This is a genomic window from uncultured Ruegeria sp. (assembly GCF_947500045.1).
Classification (GTDB): Bacteria; Pseudomonadota; Alphaproteobacteria; order Rhodobacterales; family Rhodobacteraceae; genus Ruegeria.
In genome coordinates this window covers 153105-175525 of record NZ_CANMQQ010000005.1, presented here as the reverse complement: position 1 = coordinate 175525, position 22421 = coordinate 153105, and the positions used below count along the sequence as shown (strand labels likewise).

The following is a 22421-nucleotide window of genomic DNA, read 5'->3' as shown; positions in this document are numbered from 1 at the left end:
GCCACATGCTACGGATTGAGAACATAAATTTTGCCGTCGAAGGCCGCCCCCTGTTCGATGGGGCCAGTGCGACTATTCCCGATGGCCACAAGGTGGGCCTTGTTGGGCGCAATGGCACCGGCAAGACGACGCTCTTCCGCTTGATCCGGGGTGAGCTGTCGTTGGAATCGGGCAACATCTCCTTGCCCAAACGCGCGCGGATCGGTGGCGTGGCACAAGAAGTGCCCTCATCCGACGTTTCGCTGATCAATACCGTTCTGGCAGCAGATACAGAACGCAGCGCACTGATGGCTGAGGCCGACACTGCTCAGGACCCCACACGCATTGCAGAGATTCAAACTCGGTTGGTTGATATAGACGCATGGTCGGCCGAGGCGCGCGCAGCATCGATCCTCAAAGGGTTGGGGTTTGATGATGAGGATCAGCTGAAACCCTGCTCGGATTTCTCGGGTGGCTGGCGGATGCGGGTGGCGCTGGCAGCTGTGCTGTTTTCTCAGCCTGATCTGCTGTTGCTAGACGAACCGACCAACTACCTGGATCTTGAGGGTGCATTGTGGCTAGAAAGCTATCTGGCCAAGTACCCTCATACAGTCATCATCATCAGCCACGACCGGGGGCTGCTGAACCGGGCCGTGGGATCGATTCTGCATCTGGAAGACCGCAAGTTGACCTACTATGCGGTGCCCTACGACAAGTTCGCCGAACGCCGCGCAGAACGCTTAGCCCAAGCCGAGTCCGAGAATACCAAGGCCAAGGCCCGCATCGCGCATCTGCAAAGCTTCGTGGACCGGTTCCGCTATAAGGCATCCAAGGCGGTTCAGGCCCAGTCCCGCCTGAAGATGATCGAACGTATTCAGCTGGTCTCAACCCCGCAAGAGGCCGCTTTGCGTGCCTTTTCGTTCCCTGAGCCCGAAGAACTGTCACCCCCAATCATCCAGCTTGAGGGTGGCGTAACCGGTTATGGTGAAACCGAGGTTCTGCGCCGTCTGAATCTGCGCATTGATCAGGATGATCGCATCGCTTTACTGGGCAAGAATGGTCAGGGCAAATCGACCCTTTCGAAGCTACTGTCCGACCGCCTGCCTCTGATGGCTGGTAAAATGACCCGCAGTACGAAGCTGCGCATCGGCTATTTCGCGCAGCATCAGGTGGATGAGTTGCATGTGGACGAAACGCCTTTGGATCACCTGCGCCGCCTACGCCCCGATGAAGCGCCCGGCAAGTGGCGATCACGATTGGCCGGGTTCGGTCTGAATGCAGATCAGGCGGTAACTCTGGTCGGGCGTCTGTCGGGCGGACAAAAAGCGCGTCTGTCTTTGTTGATCGCCACCATCGACGCGCCACATATGCTGATCCTCGATGAACCGACCAACCATCTGGATATCGAAAGCCGCGAGGCCTTGGTTGAGGCGCTGACCGCCTACTCTGGCGCTGTTGTTCTGGTCAGTCACGATATGCATCTGCTGTCGCTGGTTGCGGATCACCTGTGGCTGGTCTCAGACGGTACTGTCGCATCGTTTGAAGGCGATCTTGAATCCTATCGCGCCCTGCTTTTGGGCCGCGACAAACCGGTGAAAGAAAAGTCCCGGGCAAACAAATCCAAGCGCCCCTCTCGTGATACCGTTCTGACCTTGCGTATCGATTTGCGCAAATGCGAGGAGCGGATCGAAAAACTGACGGAAATGCACGAAAAACTCTCGACCAAGCTGGCCGACCCGGCCCTGTACGAAGATGACCGGGTCAATGATCTGGCAACTTGGAACCGCAAATTCACCGAGGTGGTCGAAGCCATGCAAAAGGCCGAGGCGCTGTGGGTCGCCGCCGCAGAACGGTTAGAACATGCTGAGGCCTCATGATGAAACCCGTCTCTGAAACTAATGCAATGATTGCAGGCATGTGCCCCGAGCTTCAGCCGGGTGTATTCGCTTTTGTTATCTGGCCAGAACAGAAAGAATGGCCCGACAACACACGGGCGAGCTATGTTGAGGCCGAAGGCTTGTCTCTGATCGTTCCCATCGAGGCCGCCCCGTCAGATGCTGTAGGAATGCGCTGTATCACCTTACAGGTTCATTCGTCGCTTGAAGGTGTCGGCCTTACTGCCGCTGTTTCTGCCGTACTCGCCCAAAACAATATTCCGGCGAACATGGTGGCCGGGTATCACCATGATCATGTGTATGTTCCAAGTGATGTGGCCGAAAAAGCTGTGGCTATTCTGATCAAGCTTCAGCAAGAGGTCAAAAAATGATCGATATGGCCTTTTTCATAACAGCGTTTACCACAATGTTCGTAGTGATCGACCCGTTCGGCACCACGCCAGTCTTTGTTGCGTTGACGCAAGATATGGACGCCGCCACACGCCGCAAGATTGCCATTCGCAGCTGCCTGACCGCAGTTTTCATCCTGATCGCCTTCGCCGCGTTTGGTGAGGCCGTTCTGGGCTTTGTCGGTATCTCGATGCCCGCATTCAAAGTGGCTGGCGGTGCTTTGTTGTTTCTGACCGCGCTCGACATGCTGTTCGAGCGGCGCAACAAACGGCGCGAAGACCGGGCAGAAGAGGAAGAGCGCCCGGACCCTTCAGTTTTCCCCTTGGCCATTCCGCTGATCGCAGGCCCCGGGTCGATCGCGACCATCATTCTGCTGGCTGGGCAGAACCCCGGCATTCCGGGAATCGCAGCGGCCTGCGCCGTCATGCTTGCCGTTATGGTGGTTGTCTTCGTGTTCTTTCTGGCCGGAGGTCTGATCGCCCGCATTCTGGGTAAAACCGGGCTGAACGTGCTGACCCGGCTGCTGGGTATGCTTCTGGCTGCGCTGTCGGTTCAGTTCATCCTTGATGGCCTCAAAGCCTTTGGTTTCGCCTCATGAGGCACCATATAAAGTGCCAGTAACTGATTTCAGGTGACGGAATGGATGGCGAAGATTTTGGGCGATTGACCTATCTGGTTCTGCTGGGTGCAGCCCTGTTGATGTGGTTCATCACTCAGAACCGTCAGTCCTTGGGTAAAACCATGCAGCAGGCTGCGGCCTGGGTTTTCATATTTATCGGTGTTATCGCCGTTGTCGGTTTGTGGGATGATATCCGCTCGACCGTCAGCCCTGCCCCCCAACTGACCGTGACCGATCAAAAGATCGAAGTGCCGCGCGCGTTCGACGGGCACTACTATTTGCCGATGCTGGTGAATGGCACGGCGGTCACCTTTCTGGTCGATACCGGGGCCAGCAATATCGTCATCAGCCCGAATGATGCCGAACGAATCGGGATTGATACGGATCAGTTGAGTTATCTTGGCCGCGCCTCGACCGCGAATGGCATCGTGCGCACGGCTCCGGTTCGGCTGGACAGCCTATCTCTGGGTCCGATTACCGATCGCAATATCCCGGCCTCGGTCAATGAAGGCGATCTGGATCAATCCCTGCTGGGGATGGAGTATCTGCATCGTTTCTCGAACATTCAGTTTTCCGACGGGCGCCTGATTCTGTCGCGCTGACCGCACTCCTCAATTGAGAACAAAATAAGAACATGCTAGTTTGACCAGCATGTCCACTTATCTTCTTGGCCGAAAGCCCGCGCGCACCATACCCGGCGTAGCTCTGCACCCTCAGATCACACTGCAACTGGCCCGTGTGCACGAGGCCTGCGGCCCTGCACGGCGCAGCTTTGCCCTGTGGGTGGCAGAGCAAACTCAGGGGCCGGTGATGTGGATCGCCCCGGCATGGGTGGTGGCGCAGCTGCATCCCGAAGGCATGCTGCCTTTCGCCGACCCGTCCCGGTTTCTACTGATCCACCCTGATAAACCCGAAGATCTGTTGTGGTGCATGGAAGAAGCCTTGCGCAGCGGTGCTGCCCCGCTTGTCATTGGCGATCTGCCCGGCCCGCCGGGGCTGACCCCGGTCCGGCGGATGCATCTGGCCGCCGAACAGGGCGGCACATCGGGGCAAGCCCCGCTGGGGTTGTTGCTGACGCCTGACGATGGCGGCGCGCAAGGGATCGAAACGCGCTGGCATCTGGCTCCGGCCTATCGGGACGAGGCCTGCAGTTGGCTGTTGACTCGCCGCCGCGCCCGCGCCCTGCCCCCGGCCAGTTGGCACGTAACACGGACCGGCCCCCATCCCGGCCTGCAATTGCAACAGATCAAAACCGAAAATGAACCCACAACCGCGTAACTTGTGACTGGTCAAAGCAGAACTTGCACCCTAGCGTGCCGGCATGACACACCCGGTCCATGACAGCCGATACTCCTGGCTTCGCCTGCTGATCACTCTGGCCATTGCAACTGTGATCAATGTAGGCATGTGGGCTGTGGTTGTCGTAATGCCCGCCATCGAGACCGAGTTCGGCGCAGGCAGGGCTGCAACATCGCTGCCCTATACGCTCACCATGATCGGTTTTGCCTTTGGCAACATGTGGCTTGGCAAGCTGGTAGATCGGCTGGGTGTGACAAAGGCGTTGATCGGAGCCGCCCTGCTAAGCGCCTTAAGCTATTTGCTGGCAACCCTTGCCCCAAGCATTGCCCTTCTTTCAATTGCACATCTGTTGTTGGGCTTGGGCACGTCGATCGGGTTTGGCCCGCTGATCGCCGATATCTCGCATTGGTTCATGCGCAGACGCGGGATCGCAGTGGCGCTGGTGGCCAGTGGCAATTACCTGTCGGGCGCGATCTGGCCCACGCTGTTGTCAGGCATTCTGCAGCGCGAAGGATGGCAACAGGTTTACCTGAGCCTCGCCGTCATCACCCTGATCGTGGTCATTCCCCTGTCCCTGCTATTGCGCCGCCAAGTCCCTGTCGAGGCGCACAGCACCGCCGCAGCCGCCGCCCGGATCAAGGCACAAAGCGTCGGCTTTTCACCCCGTGCCCTGCAATACATCCTTGGGCTGGCTGGCATCGGGTGCTGCGTGGCAATGGCGATGCCGCAGGTCCATATCGTATCCTACTGCGTCGGCCTCGGCTACGGCCCAGCCGTCGGGGCGGAAATGCTGTCACTGATGTTAATGGGTGGCGTGGCCAGTCGCATAATATCGGGACTGGTCGCGGACCAATTGGGCGGGCTTTCCACCCTGCTGATTGGCTCGGTCCTGCAATGTATCGCCTTGTTCCTGTTCCTGCCGTACGACGGAATGGTTTCCCTTTACGTTGTCAGCATGCTGTTTGGCCTTGCGCAGGGCGGTATCGTGCCAAGCTACGCCCTGATTGTGCGCGAATACATGCCCCCGCAAGAGGCCGGTGCGCGCGTAGGCTTTGTCATGATGATGACCATTCTGGGCATGGCATTGGGGGGCTGGATGTCGGGCTGGATCTACGATCTGACCGGAAATTACCAACTTGCCTTTATCAATGGCATCCTTTGGAACGGCATAAACATCGCAATCCTGCTGGTGCTTATGAAACGCTCAAGACCGCGCGGAAATGAAGTGCTGATATGACATATCCAACCGGGTCCGATCTGACGGCAGCGCCGATGGCTGAAAAGCAGAAAAACGACCTGCAGACGTCGAATAGGCGCGCGATAAATAAGACAACAAAGCCGATCTAAAAATCATGCGTACGATCATTTCATTTGCCGCCCTTTTTTTTGCCGTCATTCTGCTGCAGCTCTCAACAGGTGGCGTCGGCCCGCTGGACGCAATTTCCGGCCTGACGCTCGAGTTTTCAACCGAGCAAATCGGCCTGCTGGGATCGTCGCATTTCCTTGGGTTCTTCATTGGTTGCTGGTGGGCCCCACGCCTGATGGGCAGTGTCGGACATTCCCGCGCGTTTGCGGTTTGTACCGCGCTGGGCGCAATGGGTTTGCTTGGTCATACACTGACCGAGAACCCATATATCTGGGCCGCTCTGCGGATCGCCTCGGGCACTTGCGTTGCCGGATGTTACACCGTGGTCGAAGCATGGCTGAACGCCAAAGTCACCAATGAAACACGTGGGCGTGCGATGGGCACCTACCGTATCGCGGATTTAGGGGCATCGCTTTGTGCGCAGTTGATCATCGCCGTTCTGCCGCCTGCATCGTACGTTTCATACAACCTGCTTGCGATCCTGTGTTGTGCATCAATCTTGCCACTGGCGCTGACACGCGCCAGCCAGCCAGTGACACCGGACGCACCGCGCCTGCGCCCGAAACTGGCTTGGCGCAGCTCACCACTGGCGGTGGCGGGCGTAATCGTGGCCGCGCTCAGCTCGGCCTCGTTTCGGATGGTTGGCCCGGTTTATGGCCAAGAGGTCGGGCTGGGTGTAGATCAGATCGCGTTTTTTCTGGCCTCATTCGTTCTGGGCGGCGCGTTGGCGCAGTACCCTTTGGGCTGGCTGGCGGATAAATACGACCGGCGCTGGGTTCTGATCTGGTTGTCCGCAGCGGCGGTACTAAGCTGCGGTGTGACAATGCTGGCCAGCGGCGCCGGTACAATTGGCGTCATGCTGGCCGCCGGGTTCTTTGGCCTGACCACCTTTCCGATCTTCTCGCTTTCTTCGGCCCACGCTCATGACTTCGCCACGACCGAGCAGCGCGTAGAATTGTCGGCGGCGTTGATGTTCTGGTTTGCGCTGGGGGCGATTGCCTCACCCTACATTTCATCCACGTTGATCCAGGAATTCGGCCCCGGCGCCCTATTTGCCTTCGTCGCGCTGGGCCACGTCTTCCTGATCGGTTTTGGCCTTGTCCGTATGCGCTCGCGCCCAACGCCCGAAGAGCGCACGAATTATGTCTATGCGCCCCGCACGTCATTCACCATTGGCAGGCTGCTCAAAAGATCGCGCGAGTAGCCATAGCCGTGATACAGGCACGAAATACGATGCGTTGCGAAAACCCGGCCTTTTGCTGACCGCCGTCATACTGTAGACGGGCGCGCAGACAGTTATCTGGAAAAGCAAAATGGCTCGGTTTCTCATTACCTCGGCGATCCCTTACATCAATGGGATCAAACACCTCGGCAACCTGATCGGCTCGCAACTGCCCGCTGATCTTTATGCGCGTTATCTGCGTAGTCGGGGAAACGAGGTCATGTTCCTGTGCGCGACCGACGAACATGGCACCCCTGCGGAACTGGCTGCAGCCAAAGCCGATAAACCGGTGGCAGAGTACTGTGCGGATATGTACGCGGTTCAGGCTAACATCGCCAAACGCTTTGGCCTTAGCTTTGACCACTTTGGCCGCTCGTCCAGCGATCAGAACCGCAAGTTGACCCAGCATTTCGCAGGCAAATTGGATGAGGCCGGGCTGATCCGTGAGGTCAGCGAGAAACAGGTCTATTCAAACGCCGATGGCCGCTTTCTACCTGACCGCTATATCGAGGGCACCTGCCCCAATTGTGGCTACGACCGCGCGCGCGGCGACCAGTGCGAGAACTGCACCAAGCAGTTAGATCCGACCGACCTGATCGAGCCGCGCTCGGCGATTTCCGGTTCGACCGATCTGGAAGTGCGCGAGACCAAGCACCTGTATCTGCGCCAATCTGCGATGAAGGATCAACTGGACGCCTGGATCGACAGCAAGACCGACTGGCCAATCCTGACCACGTCCATCGCCAAGAAGTGGCTGCATGACGGTGACGGCTTGCAGGACCGTGGCATCACCCGTGATCTGGACTGGGGTGTGCCCGTCAAGAAAGGTGATCAGGACTGGCCCGGCATGGAAGGCAAGGTCTTCTATGTTTGGTTCGACGCACCGATCGAATATATCGCCTGCGCCAAAGAATGGGCGGATGCGAGTGGAAAACCTGACGCCGAGTGGGAGCGTTGGTGGCGCACGGATAAAGGCGCGGATGACGTGCGGTATGTCCAGTTCATGGGCAAAGACAACGTGCCCTTCCATACTTTGTCTTTCCCGGCCACCATTCTGGGTTCGGGCGAGCCATGGAAGATGGTCGACCACCTGAAATCGTTCAACTATTTGAACTATGACGGGGGCCAGTTCTCGACCTCACAGGGTCGTGGTGTGTTCATGGACCAAGCACTTGAACTGCTGCCCGCCGATTATTGGCGTTGGTGGTTGCTCAGCCATGCACCCGAAAGCAGCGACAGTGAATTCACGTGGGAGAACTTCCAGCAATCCGTCAACAAGGACCTCGCGGACGTTCTGGGCAACTTTGTCAGCCGGATCACCAAATTCTGCCGCTCCAAGTTCGGCGAAGCTGTGCCACAGGATGGCGTTTATGGCGAACGTGAACAGGCCCTGATTGACGAACTGACCAAACGCGTTCGTGCCTACGAAGGCCATATGGAAGCGATGGAAGTTCGCAAATCCGCGCAAGAATTGCGGGCCATCTGGGTGGCAGGCAACGAATATCTGCAGGCCGCTGCACCTTGGTCAACCTTCAAGGAAGACCCTGCTCAGGCGGCAGCGCAAGTGAGATTGGGGCTGAACCTGATCCGCCTGTATGCGGTTCTAAGTGCCCCGTTCATTCCCGATACTTCGGCCAGAATGCTCAGCGCCATGAACACTCTGGACACCAATTGGCCCGATGATGTCGATGCAGCCTTGCGGGCTTTGCCTGCAGGCCACGCGTTCACGGTTCCCGATGTGCTGTTCGCCAAAGTCACGGATGAACAGCGTGAGGACTGGCAGAATCGGTTTGCCGGGACGCGCAAATAACAACAAATTTCCATCTATGAATGCCACGCCGGGGACCAGAAGTGTCCCTGGCGTGTTTTCTTTTGGTTGATATCGCGCGCCCTGCTGGACGCCGGTTCGGCAGGCAAAAGACTACGCCTGCAGGCTAAGTCTGCTGATTGGAAAGAAATTCTTAAACCTCCGATCCATGCATGTTGCTTCAACAAGCTTGAGAATTAACATCAAACCCGCCATCCTGCCTGAAATATCAATCGACTCGTCCGGACGCTTCAGCCGCCTGGATGCGTAATCCCTAGATTAAACGAGGCGCCAACATGTCCCTTGCATTTAAGAAGCCAACGCACCGCCCAAGCGGCTATTTCAGGACTGTAGGCGCATACATCGCTCTGATTGCCTGTTCCACATTCCCGCAAACGGCGACAGCGCAAGATCAGGGAGACGCTCCCGCGCCCAAGGTATCCATCGCTGCCGCCTATACCGAAGAGATCACCGATCAGGCCACGTTCATCGGGCGGGCCGAAGCCATCGACAAGGTCGATATCGTCGCAAGGGTAAGCGGGTTTCTTGACAGTCAGAATGTCGAAGACGGCGCCCCTGTGAAAGAAGACGACCTGCTGTTCACTATTGAACCAGACCTTTATCAGGCCACGCTGGATGCCCGCAAAGCCGATCTGGATCGCGCTCATGCGAACCTCGAGCTCGCCAAGGTCGATCTGGCCCGGAAGGAAGAGCTGTATAAACGAGATGCAACGCCGGAATCCGAACGCGATATCGCCCGTGCGAACGAACTGGTTGCCGAGGCCGAAGTAAAAGCGGCCAACGCGGCGATTCAACAGGCGGAACTGGATCTCAGCTATACTGAGATTCATGCACCGTTTACTGGACGGATCGGTCGTATCGCCACCAGCGTTGGTGATGTTGTCGGTCCCACCAATCCGCCGCTTGTTACCCTGGTCAGCGAAGCACCCATCTACGTGAATTTTTCGTTGAATGAGAAGCAGTTCACGTCGGTTCTTGAACAATTTGGTGAGGACCCCGCCACTCTGGCTGAAAGCAACAAAAGCCCGAATGTCCACGTGACATTGCCGAACGGAACAGCGCTGGATGAAACCGGGGAAATCACCTTTGTCGACAACCGCATCGATCCGCTGACTGGTGCGATCGCGATCACGGCCCAATTCGAAAACAGCAAACGGCTGCTTGTCGATGGGGCCTTCGTTAACGTCCAGATCGAAGCGCTTGAACCGACCCTGCAGGTATTGATCCCACAAGCAGCGTTGCAGCGTGATCAGCGAGGTGAGTTCGTTCTGCTCGTCAATGACAAGCAAATGGTTGAACAGCGCTACATCACGACGGGCGACACTGTGAACTCGGCCATAATCGTGACAGATGGACTGCGCGAGGGCGAAAGCGTCATCGTCGAAGGCTTGCAACGTGTGCGCCCGGGCGTCGCCGTCGACGCCGTCGTCGCCTCCGAGCAGCCGGAGAATAACTGATGTTCTCAGCCCTGTTCATTAGCCGGCCCAAGCTGGCGCTTGTCATTTCACTGGTCCTGACCATTCTGGGCGGGATCGGGTATCTGGTTCTGCCGGTCGCGCAGTTCCCAGATATTACGCCTCCGGTCGTCAGCGTGACGGCCACCTACACGGGGGCGAATGCCGAAACCGTAGAGAACACTGTTGCCGCGCCAATCGAGGCACAGGTCAATGGTGTCGACGACATGATCTACATGACGTCGACCTCATCGGATAACGGTTCGTATTCCCTGAACGTCACGTTCGAAGTGGGCACCGACCCGGATATTGCGTCGGTGAACGTTCAGAACCGCGTGGCGCAGGCCATGGCCTCGCTGCCGTCCGAGGTGACCTCGTCCGGCGTTGTGACGCAGAAGGCGTCGACCAACATGCTGTTGCTGGTCACGCTGACCTCACCCAATGAAACCTATGACAGTGTGTTTCTTTCGAACTATGCCTCGATCAACCTGAAAGACGCGCTGGCGCGGGTTCAGGGGGTTGGTAAGGCCGACGTTCTGACCAATCTGGAATACGCCATGCGGATCTGGATGGACCCGGACAAGATGGCTGCTCTGTCGATCACTCCGGGTGATGTGATTAACGCCATCCGCGAGCAGAATATCGAAGTATCTGCCGGCTCGATCGGATCGCCTCCCGTTCCAGAAGGCCAGACCTTTCAGTACACGATCAAGACCAAAGGCCGCCTTACTTCTGCCGACGAGTTCGGGGATATCGTGATCCGAACCGGCGAAGCGGGCGCGATCGTGCGCGTCAAAGACATCGCGCGCATCGAGCTGGGGGCACAGTTCTATTCCGCATCGGGCTATTTTCAAAGTGTACCCGCCACCGTACTCGGCATTTATCAGGCACCCGGCGCGAACGCCCTTGCAGTGTCCGAGCGGGTTCAAGCCGAACTTGATCGATTGTCCCGGTCGTTTCCAACGGACGTAGAATATGCCGTTCCGTTCAACACAACAGACTTCGTGGAACAATCGCTCAGTGATGTGGTGTCGACACTTATCCTGACGTTCATTCTGGTGATCACGGTTGTCTTTATCTTCCTTGGCAGTTGGCGGGCGACAATTATTCCAGCGGTGGCAATCCCGGTCTCATTGATCGGTACATTTGCCGTCCTGCTGGCATTCGGCATGTCCCTGAACACCATCTCTCTGTTCGCGCTGGTGCTGGCCATCGGTATCGTTGTGGATGACGCCATCGTTGTGGTGGAAAACGTCGAGCGCATTATTGCGGATGAGGGCCTACCCCCCGCCGATGCAACCCGCAAGGCAATGGGGCAAATCACCGGCCCTGTTATCGCCACAACGCTGGTACTGCTAGCCGTGTTTGTGCCGGTCACCTTCATGCCCGGCATATCGGGGCGATTGTATTCGCAGTTCGCGGTCACAATCTCAGCCGCTGTTGTGATCTCATCCATCAACGCACTGACCCTGTCTCCGGCGTTGTGCGGACTAGTGCTGCGGGCGCGATCGGGGCCCCCAAAAGGGCTTCTGGCTGTGTTCGAGAAGTTTATCGGTGGTATGCGCAGTGGCTATGTCGCCATTGTGCGAAAACTGTTGATCCTGCCCGTCGTTTCGCTGGTGGTCATCGCAGCCTTCGCATCGGGTACCGGCACCATAATGGGCAACACCTCCAAAGGCTTTATCCCGCTTGAGGACAACGGATATCTGTTTGTTGATATGCAACTGCCCGACGCCGCCACGCTTGAACGCACCGAAACCGTCTCGGCACGGCTTGATGCGCAGATTCAGGAAATTCCTGGCGTCGCAAGCACAGTATTGGTGAACGGTTTCTCGATACTCAACGGGACGACCACCAATGGAGCGACGGTTTTTGTCAACCTCACCAACTGGGACGAGCGGCAGGAACCTGATCTGAGCGCGGAAGCGATTCTGAACAAGGTACTGATGATCGCCAATGGTGAATCAGCGGCGTCGATCGTTGCGTTCAATCCGCCGCCCATTCAGGGCCTCGGTATGTCGGCTGGCGTCGAGATGGAGGTTCAGCAAACCGGCGGCGGCTCGCCTCAGGATCTGGCCTCGGCCGTGGGCTCCTATGTCTATGCGGCCAATCAACGGCCCGAGATCGCGCAGGCCTATACCACCTTCCGCGCGAACGTACCGCAATTGTTTGTCGATCTGGATCGGGAAAAAGCCAAAACCCTGCAGGTCTCGGTGGCCGAGATTTTCCAGACCATGCAAGCGCAGCTTGGCTCGTATTACGTGAACGACTTTAACCTGTTTGGTCGTGTCTACCGCGTGATGATCCAGGCCGAGGGGTCGTACCGGAACAAGGTCGAGGATATCTCGGAGCTTTATGTGCGTTCCACCCAAGGCGAAATGGTGCCCTTGGGCACGCTAATCGACGTCGAGAACGTCTTGGGGCCGGTTCTGCTGAAGCGTCACAATCTGTTCCGTTCAGCCACCGTTACAGCGGTTCCCGCACCGGGGCTTTCTACCGGTGATGCCATTACCGCCATGACGGAAGAGTCGGCGACCGCCCTACCCCCCGGTTATGCATTTGAGTGGACCGGAACGGCGCAACAGCAGCTGGCCTCAGGCAACTTGGTGGTTGTGATCCTCGGATTGGCGATTCTATTCGGGTATTTGTTCCTTGTCGGCCAATACGAAAGTTGGACGATGCCTGTTTCGATCCTGATGTCGGTAACCGTGGCCCTGTTCGGCGCGGTCGCGGCAGTAGCCGTAGTGGGCAGTGATATCAATCTGTACACGCAGATCGGGATGATCATGCTTGTGGGACTTGCATCAAAGAACGGGATTCTGATCGTGGAATTCGCGATGGAACAGCGCGCAAAGGGGCTCACGATCAAAGAGGCCGCTGTGGAGGCCGCACATCAGCGTTTCCGTGCCGTGATGATGACCGCACTGTCCTTCCTGCTGGGTGTTGTTCCTTTGCTGGCAGCAAACGGTGCGGGGGCAGCCAGCCAAAAGGCAATTGGCGTGGCCGTGTTCGGCGGCATGCTTGCTGCGACCTTGTTCGGGGTCATTCTGGTTCCCGTTCTCTATGCAGTCATGCAAGGCCTGCGTGAGCGGATCAAGGGTAACAAAAGCGATCCGGGACCTTCAGAAGAGGTTGCATAGCAACAACCAAGAAATAGAAAACGCCCCGCAATACGTCGGGGCGTTTCAAATTTGTCAGACTGCCCGATGCGCTCTGATGTCGCTCATTCGTTGGGCCATCCAGTCGTCAATCCGGCCAATCTGCTCGGGGCTTAACCGAAGACCAAGCTTATTGCGCCGCCACACAACGTCATCTGCAGTGCACGCGTATTCCTTTTCCATCAGCCAAAGCAACTCAACCTCGGTCAACGTTGCTCCAAATTCCTCACCCAGATCGGTGTGGGTTTTTGCAGGCCCCAATAAGTCCCATACCTCGGTCCCAAAGGCCCGGATCAATCGACGTGCCCAAAACTCTGTCAGGAACGGGTAGTCTGCCAAAACCTGTCGGATCAAATTCGGCACACCATCCACCGGAAAGTCACCGCCAGGCAGGGGAACCCCCGCAGTCCACGGTCCGGCGAGGTCAGGAAAATGTTCACCAACTTTCTCCAACGCGCTTTCTGCAAGGCGTCGGTAAGTGGTGATTTTACCGCCAAAGACATTCAGCACAGGTGCCCCACCAGCCGCATCGACCTTGAGCGTATAATCTCGCGTGGCCGCCGTTGCACTGCTTGCGCCATCGTCATAAAGGGGGCGGACGCCGGAATAGGTCCAGACCACATCGGCGCGGGTGACGGGCTTCTTAAAGTATTTTGAGGCAAAAGCACACAAGTAATCTTGCTCGACCTCGGTGCAAACCGGTGGCTCAAAGGGATCCGAATGGTCCTGATCGGTGGTTCCGATCAAAGTGAAATCCTGCTCATACGGGATGGCGAAGATGATGCGCCCATCTTCGCCCTGAAAGAAATAGCATTTGTCGTGATCAAACAGCCTGGGCGTGACGATATGGCTACCGCGCACCAGCCGGACCCCTTCGCGTGAGTTTACGTGAATCTTGGTCTGAATGATGTCACCAACCCACGGCCCCCCCGCATTGATCAACATCTTTGCGAAGATCACTTCGGTCTTGCCACTCTCCCGGTCCCGGATCGTGACTTGCCACAGGTCATTGACCCGCTTCGCCGACAGAACTTCGGTGCGGGCCATGATCTTTGCGCCGCGTGCCTCGGCATCGCGGGCGTTCAGGACCACCAATCGTGAATCCTCGACCCAGCAATCAGAATATTCATAGGCCGTTTCAAACTTGTCCTGCAAAGCGGTGCCTTCCGGCGCGGAACGCAGGTTCAACGAACTTGTGCCGGGCAAGATTTTGCGACCGCCAAGATTGTCGTACAGGAACAGGCCCAGCCGGATCAGCCAGGCAGGACGGCGTCCGCGCATCCACGGCATCACCGTGCTCAGCAATCGCGAGGTCGGCGTTTCGGAATCGAAACGCATATCTGGATGGTAAGGCAGCACGAAACGCATCGGCCAGCTGATATGCGGCATTGCGCGCAGCAAGGTCTCGCGCTCGATCAATGCCTCGCGCACCAGACGAAATTCAAAAAATTCCAGATACCTGAGCCCGCCATGAAACAGCTTTGTTGAGGCCGAAGACGTGGCCGAAGCCAGATCGTTCATTTCGGCCAACGTAACCTTCAGGCCCCGCCCTGCCGCATCCCTTGCGATACCGCACCCATTGATGCCGCCACCAATCACAAACAGATCGGTTACCTGACTGCTGTCTAATGACATTTCCAAACGATTCCCCAAAGTAGCAGCTTCAATCGCATTTGCAGCATGTAGCTTCGTATCGTCAATATTATTTTTCGATAATGTTCGCTTTTAGTCATTATACACAAATTTATTGAACAGGTTGCATGATTTCTCTTGCTGATGACCAAAAATAGAACAAAAACGAATAAACCAAAACTCAGAGCCCGCCCATGTCTTTATCATTCCGCCAATCTGACATTCTTGAGATCGCCAGCGAAGAAGGCCGCGTTACTGTCGAAGGGTTGGCCGAACGGTTCCAGGTGACCGTTCAGACCATTCGCCGCGACCTGACTGAACTGTCCGAAGCGGGCAAGCTGGATCGGGTCCACGGGGGTGCCGTGTTGCGTTCAGGCGTGTCAAATATCGGATACGAAGACCGGCGCGCCCTAAACCACGAGGCCAAGACCCGCATCGCCGAGCGCTGTGCGGCGGACATATCCGAAGGCAGCTCGGTCTTTATGAATATCGGCACCTCGACCGAGGCTGTTGCCCGCCAATTGCTGGGTCACAAGAACCTCATGATCGTGACCAACAACATGAACGTGGCCAACATTCTTGTCGAAAATCCGGATTGCCAAATCGTCTTGGCAGGTGGTGTTCTGCGCCGATCAGATAGCGGGTTGGTCGGAAATTTGGCGGTCTCGACCATCCGCCAATTTAAGTTCGATCATGCGGTCATTGGCTGTTCAGCACTGGATGCGGACGGAGATCTGATGGATTTTGATCTGCAAGAAGTGCTGGTCAGCCAAACGATCATTGAACAGGCGCGGCAGATCAGCCTTGTCGCGGACATATCCAAATTTCAACGAACCGCGCCCGCACGCATTGCGTCGCTGGCAGACATCGACACAGTCTATGTCGATGCCTCGCTTCCAGAAGAGCTGGCGCAGAAATGCCGCGATTGGCAGACGCGCATCGTAGATTGCCGATGATTCCGCACCCGCCAATTGCGCATTAAAGTTGTCTTCGCTTGCCAGATAGCGATCCAGATGACAAAACTGTGATCAATTGCATTTGAAGCATGGGGGGCGGCAGCGAACATGATCGCGCTTTTATTTTCGTTACTTACCGTCACCATGGGATTGAATTATTTTGGCCGTACGAGTGTCGGAACCACCTTATTCCTGATCACTCTTGCGTTGAGCGTCTACTGGCTGAAATTTCATGCCACCAGCACGCTAACTATTCAGCTATAGGGGCGCATTTCCATGACACCTGAATTGTCACGCACCCTGAACGCCATGGGCGCGTTTGCCATCAGCCTCGTACTTGTGCTGGCCTATGCCTATCAGTTTTCGCTGAATGAACTGCCCTGCCCGCTGTGTCTGTTGCAAAGGGTCGGCTTTGTCGCAGTCGGCGTTGGGCTTGGCCTGAACCTGCTTTACGGAGCGCGCGCGCGGCACTACGCCCTAATGCTGCTTGCCGCACTTTATGGTGGCAGCGTTTCGATCCGGCAAATCCTGCTGCATATCGTACCGGGCACAGGGCATTATGGCTCTCCTGTGTTGGGATTGCATTATTACACTTGGGCCGCGATCTGCTTCTTTCTGATCCTGCTGGGCACCGCGATCATGCTGATGTTCGACAAGCAATATGCCCGTGATGGCCAACAAGGGCCGCGTTTTGGGGCGAGCGGGTTGGCCAAAGCGGCTTTCTTTACCCTTCTCGTCCTGGCGGGGCTGAACGCGATTTCGACGCTGATCGAATGTGGCCCGACCATCTGCGCAGACCCTCCGACCAGCTACAAATTGATTGACGAACTGGACAATAGCAACTGAGGATGGAACAACCTTCCCATCAGGAGGCGCGAGCATGGGACTATTGGGGCAGCCGCTGGGCTACTATGACTATCTGACATTCGTGGCGCTCATTCTGCTGCTGGCTGCGGTGATGGCGTTGTTTCTATTCATTATGGGTTTGCCAGGTCGCATCGCGATCAAGCGCAATCATCCTCATGCAGAAGCTGTTAAGATCATGGGGTGGATGGGGTTTCTGGCCATTGTTCCATGGGTGCATGCCTTCATTTGGGCGTTCCACGATGGCGTGACCGTAGATATGCGCCGCGGACCCGACGATGAACGCAAGGCCATACGGGATGAGATCAAGCGCCTGGGTGGCACCGTCAAACCGGAATACCAGGACCCGCTGGATACCGACGAAACTAAACAAGGCTAAGGCCGAAGGAATTCAGCACACATGTTCGTCGCGCTTGGCATCACGCTATTCTACATCATTTTTGTCTGGTTCATCTTCTTCAAGGTGCAATGGCTGAAATTCAACATCATGTGGGGCATCGTATCCTTCTGGGTGGGTGCACATCTGCTGCTGATCTTTCTGGTCGCGCTGCGGTTTTTTCAGCCCTTTTCGGCCGACAGTCATGTGGTGCGGTCCACCATTCAGATCGTCCCACGCCTGACACAGCCCACGATCCTGACCGAAGTTCTGGTCGAACCCAACACCTGGGTCACCAAGGGCGATCCGCTGTATAAGTTCGATGATACGGTGTTTTCGCTCGCGGTGGACAAGGCAAATGCCCAGTTGGTCGGGGCGCAGCAGAACGCAAAGATTCTCGAACAGGACGTAATCGCTGCGGGCGAAGCGGTTGAGCGCGCGAACGCGCAACTGGCGTATGCCCTGACAGAACAGGCGCGGTACGAGAACCTGGTTCCTGCAGGTGGCGCGCGCCAGGACGAGCTTGACCGATGGAACGAACAGGTCGCGGAAGATCAGGCCAAGATAAAGGAAGCTCAGGCAAATCTTGAAAAGGCCAATCTGGCGCTCGATTCTCAGATCGATGGAGTCAATACCGGAATTTTGGAGGCAGAAGCTCAATTGGCCGAAGCCGAGTACTTCCTTGATAACACTACAATCTACGCCCCAGAAAATGGCATGATCGTCTCACAACAGGCCCGTCCAGGTATGGTCGTGGGGGAAATCCGACTGGGTGCTATTGCCAGTTTCGTGACCGAAGACAGCCCCTATATTCTGGCCACCTTCCGCCAACAGAACCTGAAGTTCGTGGAAGTCGGGCAACCGGTTGAAGTTGCTCTGGATCTTTACCCCGGTGAAATTCTGACCGGTAAGGTCGAAGCCGTCTGGTGGGCTACAAGACAGGGCCAGTACCTGCCCTCGGGCCGCCTGCCCGGTTTTGAGTTACCAAAACTGCCAGGTCGGATCGCGGTTCAAATCTCGGTCGATGTACCCGAGGGGCACACCTTCCCTGCGGGTGGCCATGCGGCCGTGGCCATCTACACAGGCATGGGCAAAAGCTTTGAGTTCCTGAGGCGTATCAATATCCGCCTTTATTCCTTCGCCAACTTCATCCGGCCACTGGATATATAGGGATGCGCAAGATGACACTCCGCCAGTTGCTGGGCACTGCCCTTTGCGCCGCTACCCTCGCGGCCTGCACGCCGGTGGGGCCGGACTTCGTGCGCCCGAACTCTCCGGTCGTCAAACAATGGATCGAAGTTAATAACCCAAGCACGGGCCAAAGCGGCCTGACCTCGCGCAGCGCTCCTGTCGTGCGCTGGTGGGAAACATTCAACGATCCGACGCTGAACAAGCTGATTGCCGAAGCCTATGCCCAGAACCTTACCTTACAGGTTGCAGGTGCCCGCGTATTGCAGGCCCGCGCGCAACTTGGCATCGCCTTTGGTGAGCTTTACCCGCAGTCGCAGGCAATTGGAGGTTCGCTGCAGCGCCGCCAGATCAGTGACAACCTTGGACCCATTTCGGATATCCGGCGGATCATTCCTTTGGATACTGAATTCTCAACCTCTCAGGTGGGTTTTGACGCACAGTGGGAACTGGATGTTTGGGGCCAGCAAAGACGCGGTGTACAGGCCGCGCGGTCGAACCTCGCGCTGCAGGTTGCCAATTATGACGACGCTCTGGTCACGCTGACCGGCGACGTCGCAGCGCTGTATATCAACATCCGCTCCTTGCAGGAGGCGCTACGCATTGCGCGGGAAAATATAACGATCCAGCAGGAGTCGGCAGACCTGACCCAGCTGCGTTTCAACAATGGCGTCACGACCGAGTTGGATGTGCAGGAATCCACCGCCCTGCTCAACAACACCAAAGCGCTGGTGCCCGAGCTTGAAAGTGACATTCAGCAAGCCAAGAACGCGCTGGCTGTTCTGTTGGGTAAAACGCCGTCTCAGATGGCGGGTTTGCTCGGCAATTCCGGGCGCATACCTTCAGCACGCGCCAATGTGGCCGTTGGTGTGCCAGCTGAATTGCTGCGGCGACGCCCGGACGTGCGGGCCGCAGAATTGGCGGCTGCCACGCAATCAGCGCAGGTGGGGATAGCTCTGGCTGATCTCTATCCGCAGTTTATCCTATCGGGCGCGATCGGGCTGCAGGCCTCGGGCGGGCGTGATCTGTTCAGCACCAGCAGCGCAACTGGGTTAGCCAATGCCGGCGTCGTCTGGAACGTCCTGAACTATGGCCGCATCAAGAATAACGTCCGCGCCCAAGACGCCGCTTATCAGGCGCTGATCGCCAACTATCAGAACACCGTGCTGACCGCTTATTCCGAGGTCGAAAGCGCGATGGTCGCCTATGCACAGGCGCGCAAGCAGGTCACCTTCTATCAGCGCAGCGTCGAGGCGTCGCGCAAGGCCGCCGATATCGCGGTTGATCAATACCGTGACGGCATCGCCAGCTATTCCCGGATCCTCAACACACAGACCGCGCTGCTGAGATCGCAGGCCAATCTGATCGAGGCGCGGCAGGAGGTCTCGTCCAATCTGGTTGCGATTTACAAAGGGTTGGGTGGCGGCTGGCAGATCAGGCAGAATCAGGAATTCCTGCCCCAGTCGGTTCTGGCCGAGATGGCCTATCGCACCGATTGGGGTGATCTTCTGGAGAAAACACCAACGGGTGCTAGCTTGAATTGATCGCTATTTCGTCAACCCACGCAGGCCACCCGAAATCAGGATATTGACTTCGTACAGGATACGCGGTGCGGCCAAGCCGCCAGGGCTGGCCAGATAGTTCGGGCTCCATTCTGGATCGAATTTCTGTTTGAAGGCGCGCAGACCTTCGAAATGGTAAAACTGCTCGCCATGTTCATAAACAAACCCACCAATTCGGTTCCAAAGCGAGGCCAGCTGCCGGTTCTCGATCCCCGAAAACGGCGCGGCTCCCAACGAGAACCAGTGGAACCCCTGTTCAGAGCCCCAGACCATCATTTCAGCAAACAGCGCATCCATGACAAAACTTGGGCTGTCGGGTTCATAACGCATCAGGTCCAGCGACAGTTCAGACTTGTTGCCCCCCTGAAACAGATTGGCAAATGCCATGATCTTGCCGGTCTCATCCCGCAGAACCGCGTGGTCAAAATAGGACAGGTAATCATCGTCGAAACCGCCCAGGGCAAATCCCTTTTCTTCACCCGCCTTTTGCGCCAGCCAGTCGTCTGATATTTTCCGAAGTTCCGGCAATACCGGCGCAAGCTGTTCCTTGGGGATGATTTCAAACGTATACCCCTCACGCTCTGCTCTGTTTTTGGCCTGTCGGAACCTTTTCCGCGATTTTCCATCCAGTGAGAAATCCTGCAGCGGAACCCGCGCCACTTCTCCGATTTTCAGGATCGACAGACCGAGATCCAGAAAGGTCGGCAGGTATTTGGTTGATACACTGTAAAAAGCACAAAGCTTGCCTTCACGGTCAGCCATTTCGCGCAGTTGCCAGATCAATTGCTGACCCGCCTTTTCATCGCCCACCGGCTCTCCCTTTGTGATCAATGCATTGCCAGTATCGGCGTAGGCGAGGAATGCGGTTTCATCCGGCGAAATCAGGAAATGCTTATCACCCGTCAGCGATATCTGGGACTCGGTGTCTTCACTGTCCATGACAAGTCGTTCGACAGCCTCGGGAATCTCGGTTCGTATGGGTGCCGGGATTTCTCGACCGAAGAGCGAGTTCACCGCGACTATGCCCAAGATCACAGCGACTACGAGGCTGGAGCGCAGAAACCGCGATGCGTCACCGTTCCAGGCAAAGTCCCACCACAACGCGTTTTCGTATTCGACATGGGAATAGGCGAACAATCCGATCCAGAAGATCACAGCCAACAATGCGACGACGCTGACCAGCCATGGGATATTCAGCCGAAAGATCGACGCCCCACTGACCCGGTAGAACGCGCCCTTGAACATCGCCAGAAGACCAATCGTAAACAGCAAGGACAGAGCTTCATGGGTATCCAGTCCTTTGGCGAGCGAGGCAAAGAACCCCGCCACCATCAACAGCATGGCGACCACCCAGGCGCGATATAACTTGCGGAACAGGCCGCGCGACACCAACAGCAGCAAAAGCCCCACCGCGCTGCCCGCAAGATGAGAGGCCTCGACAAACGACAGGGGCAGCACCTCGCGCAGTACGCCAAGCTTCTGAGAGCTGGAGGGCAACGCGCCCGAGACCAGCAATATCACCCCGGCGACGGCGGCAACACCAGCCGCAACCATCGGAACAATGGGGCGGATAGCGCGATAGACCCAACTGGCCGCACCTCCGATGCGCTGGCGCTGGGTCAGCGCTGACGCGCCCGCGATCGACAGGCTGGCGATGGCAAACGGCAGGAAAGTGTAAACCAGCCGGTATAGAAGCAGCGACGCGATGACATCTGAGCGACCCGATGCCCCAAGACCGGCTATCAAGGTGGCTTCGAACACACCAATACCACCCGGTGCATGGCTTAGAATACCTACCGCAATTGCACCGATATAGACCGCAAAGAAATACGGGTAACCGACCCCCAGATCGTCCGGCATCAACACATAGAGCGCCATCGAGGCACCGAACAAATCACCAATCGCAGCAACGGTCAGCAAACCGGCAAGCTTGCCACCCGGAAGATTGAACCCGAACCCGCCATAAGCCAATCGCCGCCCGCCGCTTGAAAGCCAGACGAACAATGCGACAAGACCTGCCAGCAAGCACAGGCCAATCACAGTTTCCGTCGTTTCACTGATCGGCAGAACCTTGGAGATTCCGTCCGGGTGTATGGTCAGCAACAGACCCAGAAGAAGGATCAGCCCCATCCAGAACGCCACCCAAGAGGTCGCGATCACTCCGGCCACGCGTCCCAAATCCAACCCGAGAGATGCGTAAATACGATATCGGATCGCGGTGCCCGTGATGTACGAGAAGCCAAGACAGTTCGATACCGCGTACCCGCTTGCCCCGGCCATCCCGGCAACGGGCAGAGGCACCTTGCCGTCGGCCACGCTCTGCACGGCTAGGACATCATAGAAAGACAGCGACAGAAAACTGACCGCGGTCCAGCACAGCGCAAAGAACATGTACTTCCACGGCGTCGCCGCGATATCACTTTGAATATCCGACCATTTCACGTGCGCAGACAGGTCATGCAAAACAGCAAGTGCAATTCCGGTTATCAGCAGCGGAATCGCAATCTTGACCAGAGGCTTTTCCAACAACCCTGTTACACGCTCGGCCAGACGCTCCGCACGCGTCTCTTGTGTGGTCGGCTGTGTTGTCATTCTGTTCGTCCCTGCCCGCGATCCTCAGATCAGTGTCAATT

The 22421-nt window shown here is 56.9% G+C and carries 18 protein-coding genes; 16 read left to right on the top strand and 2 right to left on the bottom strand.

The annotated features are described in order from the left end of the window. The first annotated feature begins 5 nt into the window (after positions 1-5). From Q1B46_RS10880 to Q1B46_RS10835, 10 genes are all read left to right on the top strand, one after another. On the top strand, positions 6-1856 hold the full coding sequence (locus Q1B46_RS10880; protein ID WP_299947861.1) for an ABC-F family ATP-binding cassette domain-containing protein: 1851 nt from the start codon (positions 6-8) through the stop codon (positions 1854-1856). Continuing rightward, the gene (locus tag Q1B46_RS10875) at positions 1853-2245 is read left to right on the top strand and encodes an ACT domain-containing protein (protein ID WP_299947859.1); all 393 of its coding nucleotides are present in this window, start codon (positions 1853-1855) and stop codon (positions 2243-2245) included. Before Q1B46_RS10880 ends, Q1B46_RS10875 begins: the two co-directional genes overlap by 4 nt. Continuing rightward, complete coding sequence (locus Q1B46_RS10870; RefSeq protein ID WP_299663386.1) at positions 2242-2862, top strand: MarC family protein; 621 nt, start codon at positions 2242-2244, stop codon at positions 2860-2862. The genes Q1B46_RS10875 and Q1B46_RS10870 overlap by 4 nt, the downstream gene beginning before the upstream one ends. A gap of 41 nt (positions 2863-2903) precedes the next feature. Then, on the top strand, positions 2904-3485 hold the full coding sequence (locus Q1B46_RS10865; RefSeq protein WP_299947857.1) for a TIGR02281 family clan AA aspartic protease: 582 nt from the start codon (positions 2904-2906) through the stop codon (positions 3483-3485). A gap of 49 nt (positions 3486-3534) precedes the next feature. Continuing rightward, positions 3535-4161, top strand: a complete 627-nt coding sequence (locus Q1B46_RS10860) for a hypothetical protein (RefSeq protein ID WP_299947855.1) — start codon at positions 3535-3537, stop codon at positions 4159-4161. A gap of 43 nt (positions 4162-4204) precedes the next feature. Then, positions 4205-5419, top strand: coding sequence for an MFS transporter (locus Q1B46_RS10855; protein WP_299947853.1), 1215 nt, complete (start codon positions 4205-4207; stop codon positions 5417-5419). Between the two features lie 115 nt (positions 5420-5534). Beyond that, positions 5535-6752 (top strand): MFS transporter, encoded by a 1218-nt coding sequence (locus Q1B46_RS10850; protein WP_299947851.1) that lies wholly within the window; start codon positions 5535-5537, stop codon positions 6750-6752. Between the two features lie 109 nt (positions 6753-6861). After that, a complete protein-coding gene (gene metG / locus Q1B46_RS10845; RefSeq protein ID WP_299947849.1) occupies positions 6862-8580 on the top strand; it encodes a methionine--tRNA ligase in 1719 nt (572 codons plus the stop codon). A 293-nt stretch (positions 8581-8873) separates the two neighbouring features. Then, on the top strand, positions 8874-10055 hold the full coding sequence (locus Q1B46_RS10840; RefSeq protein ID WP_299947847.1) for an efflux RND transporter periplasmic adaptor subunit: 1182 nt from the start codon (positions 8874-8876) through the stop codon (positions 10053-10055). Next, a complete protein-coding gene (locus Q1B46_RS10835; RefSeq protein WP_299947845.1) occupies positions 10055-13192 on the top strand; it encodes a multidrug efflux RND transporter permease subunit in 3138 nt (1045 codons plus the stop codon). The genes Q1B46_RS10840 and Q1B46_RS10835 overlap by 1 nt, the downstream gene beginning before the upstream one ends. Positions 13193-13246: 54 nt before the next feature. On the opposite strand, the gene glpD is transcribed toward Q1B46_RS10835, so the two are convergent. Beyond that, positions 13247-14845: a glycerol-3-phosphate dehydrogenase gene (gene glpD / locus Q1B46_RS10830; RefSeq protein ID WP_299947843.1), complete on the bottom strand. Its 1599-nt coding sequence runs from the start codon at positions 14843-14845 to the stop codon at positions 13247-13249. Positions 14846-15036: 191 nt separating this feature from the next. On the opposite strand from glpD, the gene Q1B46_RS10825 reads away from it, so the two are divergent. The 6 genes from Q1B46_RS10825 to Q1B46_RS10800 all read left to right on the top strand — a co-directional run bounded on the left by Q1B46_RS10825 (position 15037) and on the right by Q1B46_RS10800 (position 19770). Continuing rightward, positions 15037-15798: a DeoR/GlpR family DNA-binding transcription regulator gene (locus Q1B46_RS10825; protein WP_299947841.1), complete on the top strand. Its 762-nt coding sequence runs from the start codon at positions 15037-15039 to the stop codon at positions 15796-15798. 108 nt (positions 15799-15906) lie between these two features. Continuing rightward, positions 15907-16062: a DUF5993 family protein gene (locus Q1B46_RS10820; protein WP_299947839.1), complete on the top strand. Its 156-nt coding sequence runs from the start codon at positions 15907-15909 to the stop codon at positions 16060-16062. A gap of 12 nt (positions 16063-16074) precedes the next feature. Further along, positions 16075-16644 (top strand): disulfide bond formation protein B, encoded by a 570-nt coding sequence (locus Q1B46_RS10815; protein WP_299947837.1) that lies wholly within the window; start codon positions 16075-16077, stop codon positions 16642-16644. A gap of 34 nt (positions 16645-16678) precedes the next feature. After that, on the top strand, positions 16679-17041 hold the full coding sequence (locus tag Q1B46_RS10810) for a DUF3302 domain-containing protein (RefSeq protein WP_299947835.1): 363 nt from the start codon (positions 16679-16681) through the stop codon (positions 17039-17041). Between the two features lie 21 nt (positions 17042-17062). Next, positions 17063-18208, top strand: coding sequence for an efflux RND transporter periplasmic adaptor subunit (locus tag Q1B46_RS10805; RefSeq protein ID WP_299947833.1), 1146 nt, complete (start codon positions 17063-17065; stop codon positions 18206-18208). A gap of 11 nt (positions 18209-18219) precedes the next feature. Next, positions 18220-19770, top strand: coding sequence for an efflux transporter outer membrane subunit (locus tag Q1B46_RS10800; RefSeq protein WP_299947831.1), 1551 nt, complete (start codon positions 18220-18222; stop codon positions 19768-19770). Positions 19771-19773: 3 nt separating this feature from the next. Here the strand turns inward: Q1B46_RS10800 and mprF are convergent, their stop codons facing one another. Continuing rightward, positions 19774-22380: a bifunctional lysylphosphatidylglycerol flippase/synthetase MprF gene (gene mprF / locus Q1B46_RS10795; protein ID WP_299947830.1), complete on the bottom strand. Its 2607-nt coding sequence runs from the start codon at positions 22378-22380 to the stop codon at positions 19774-19776. Between the last annotated feature and the right edge of the window lie 41 nt (positions 22381-22421).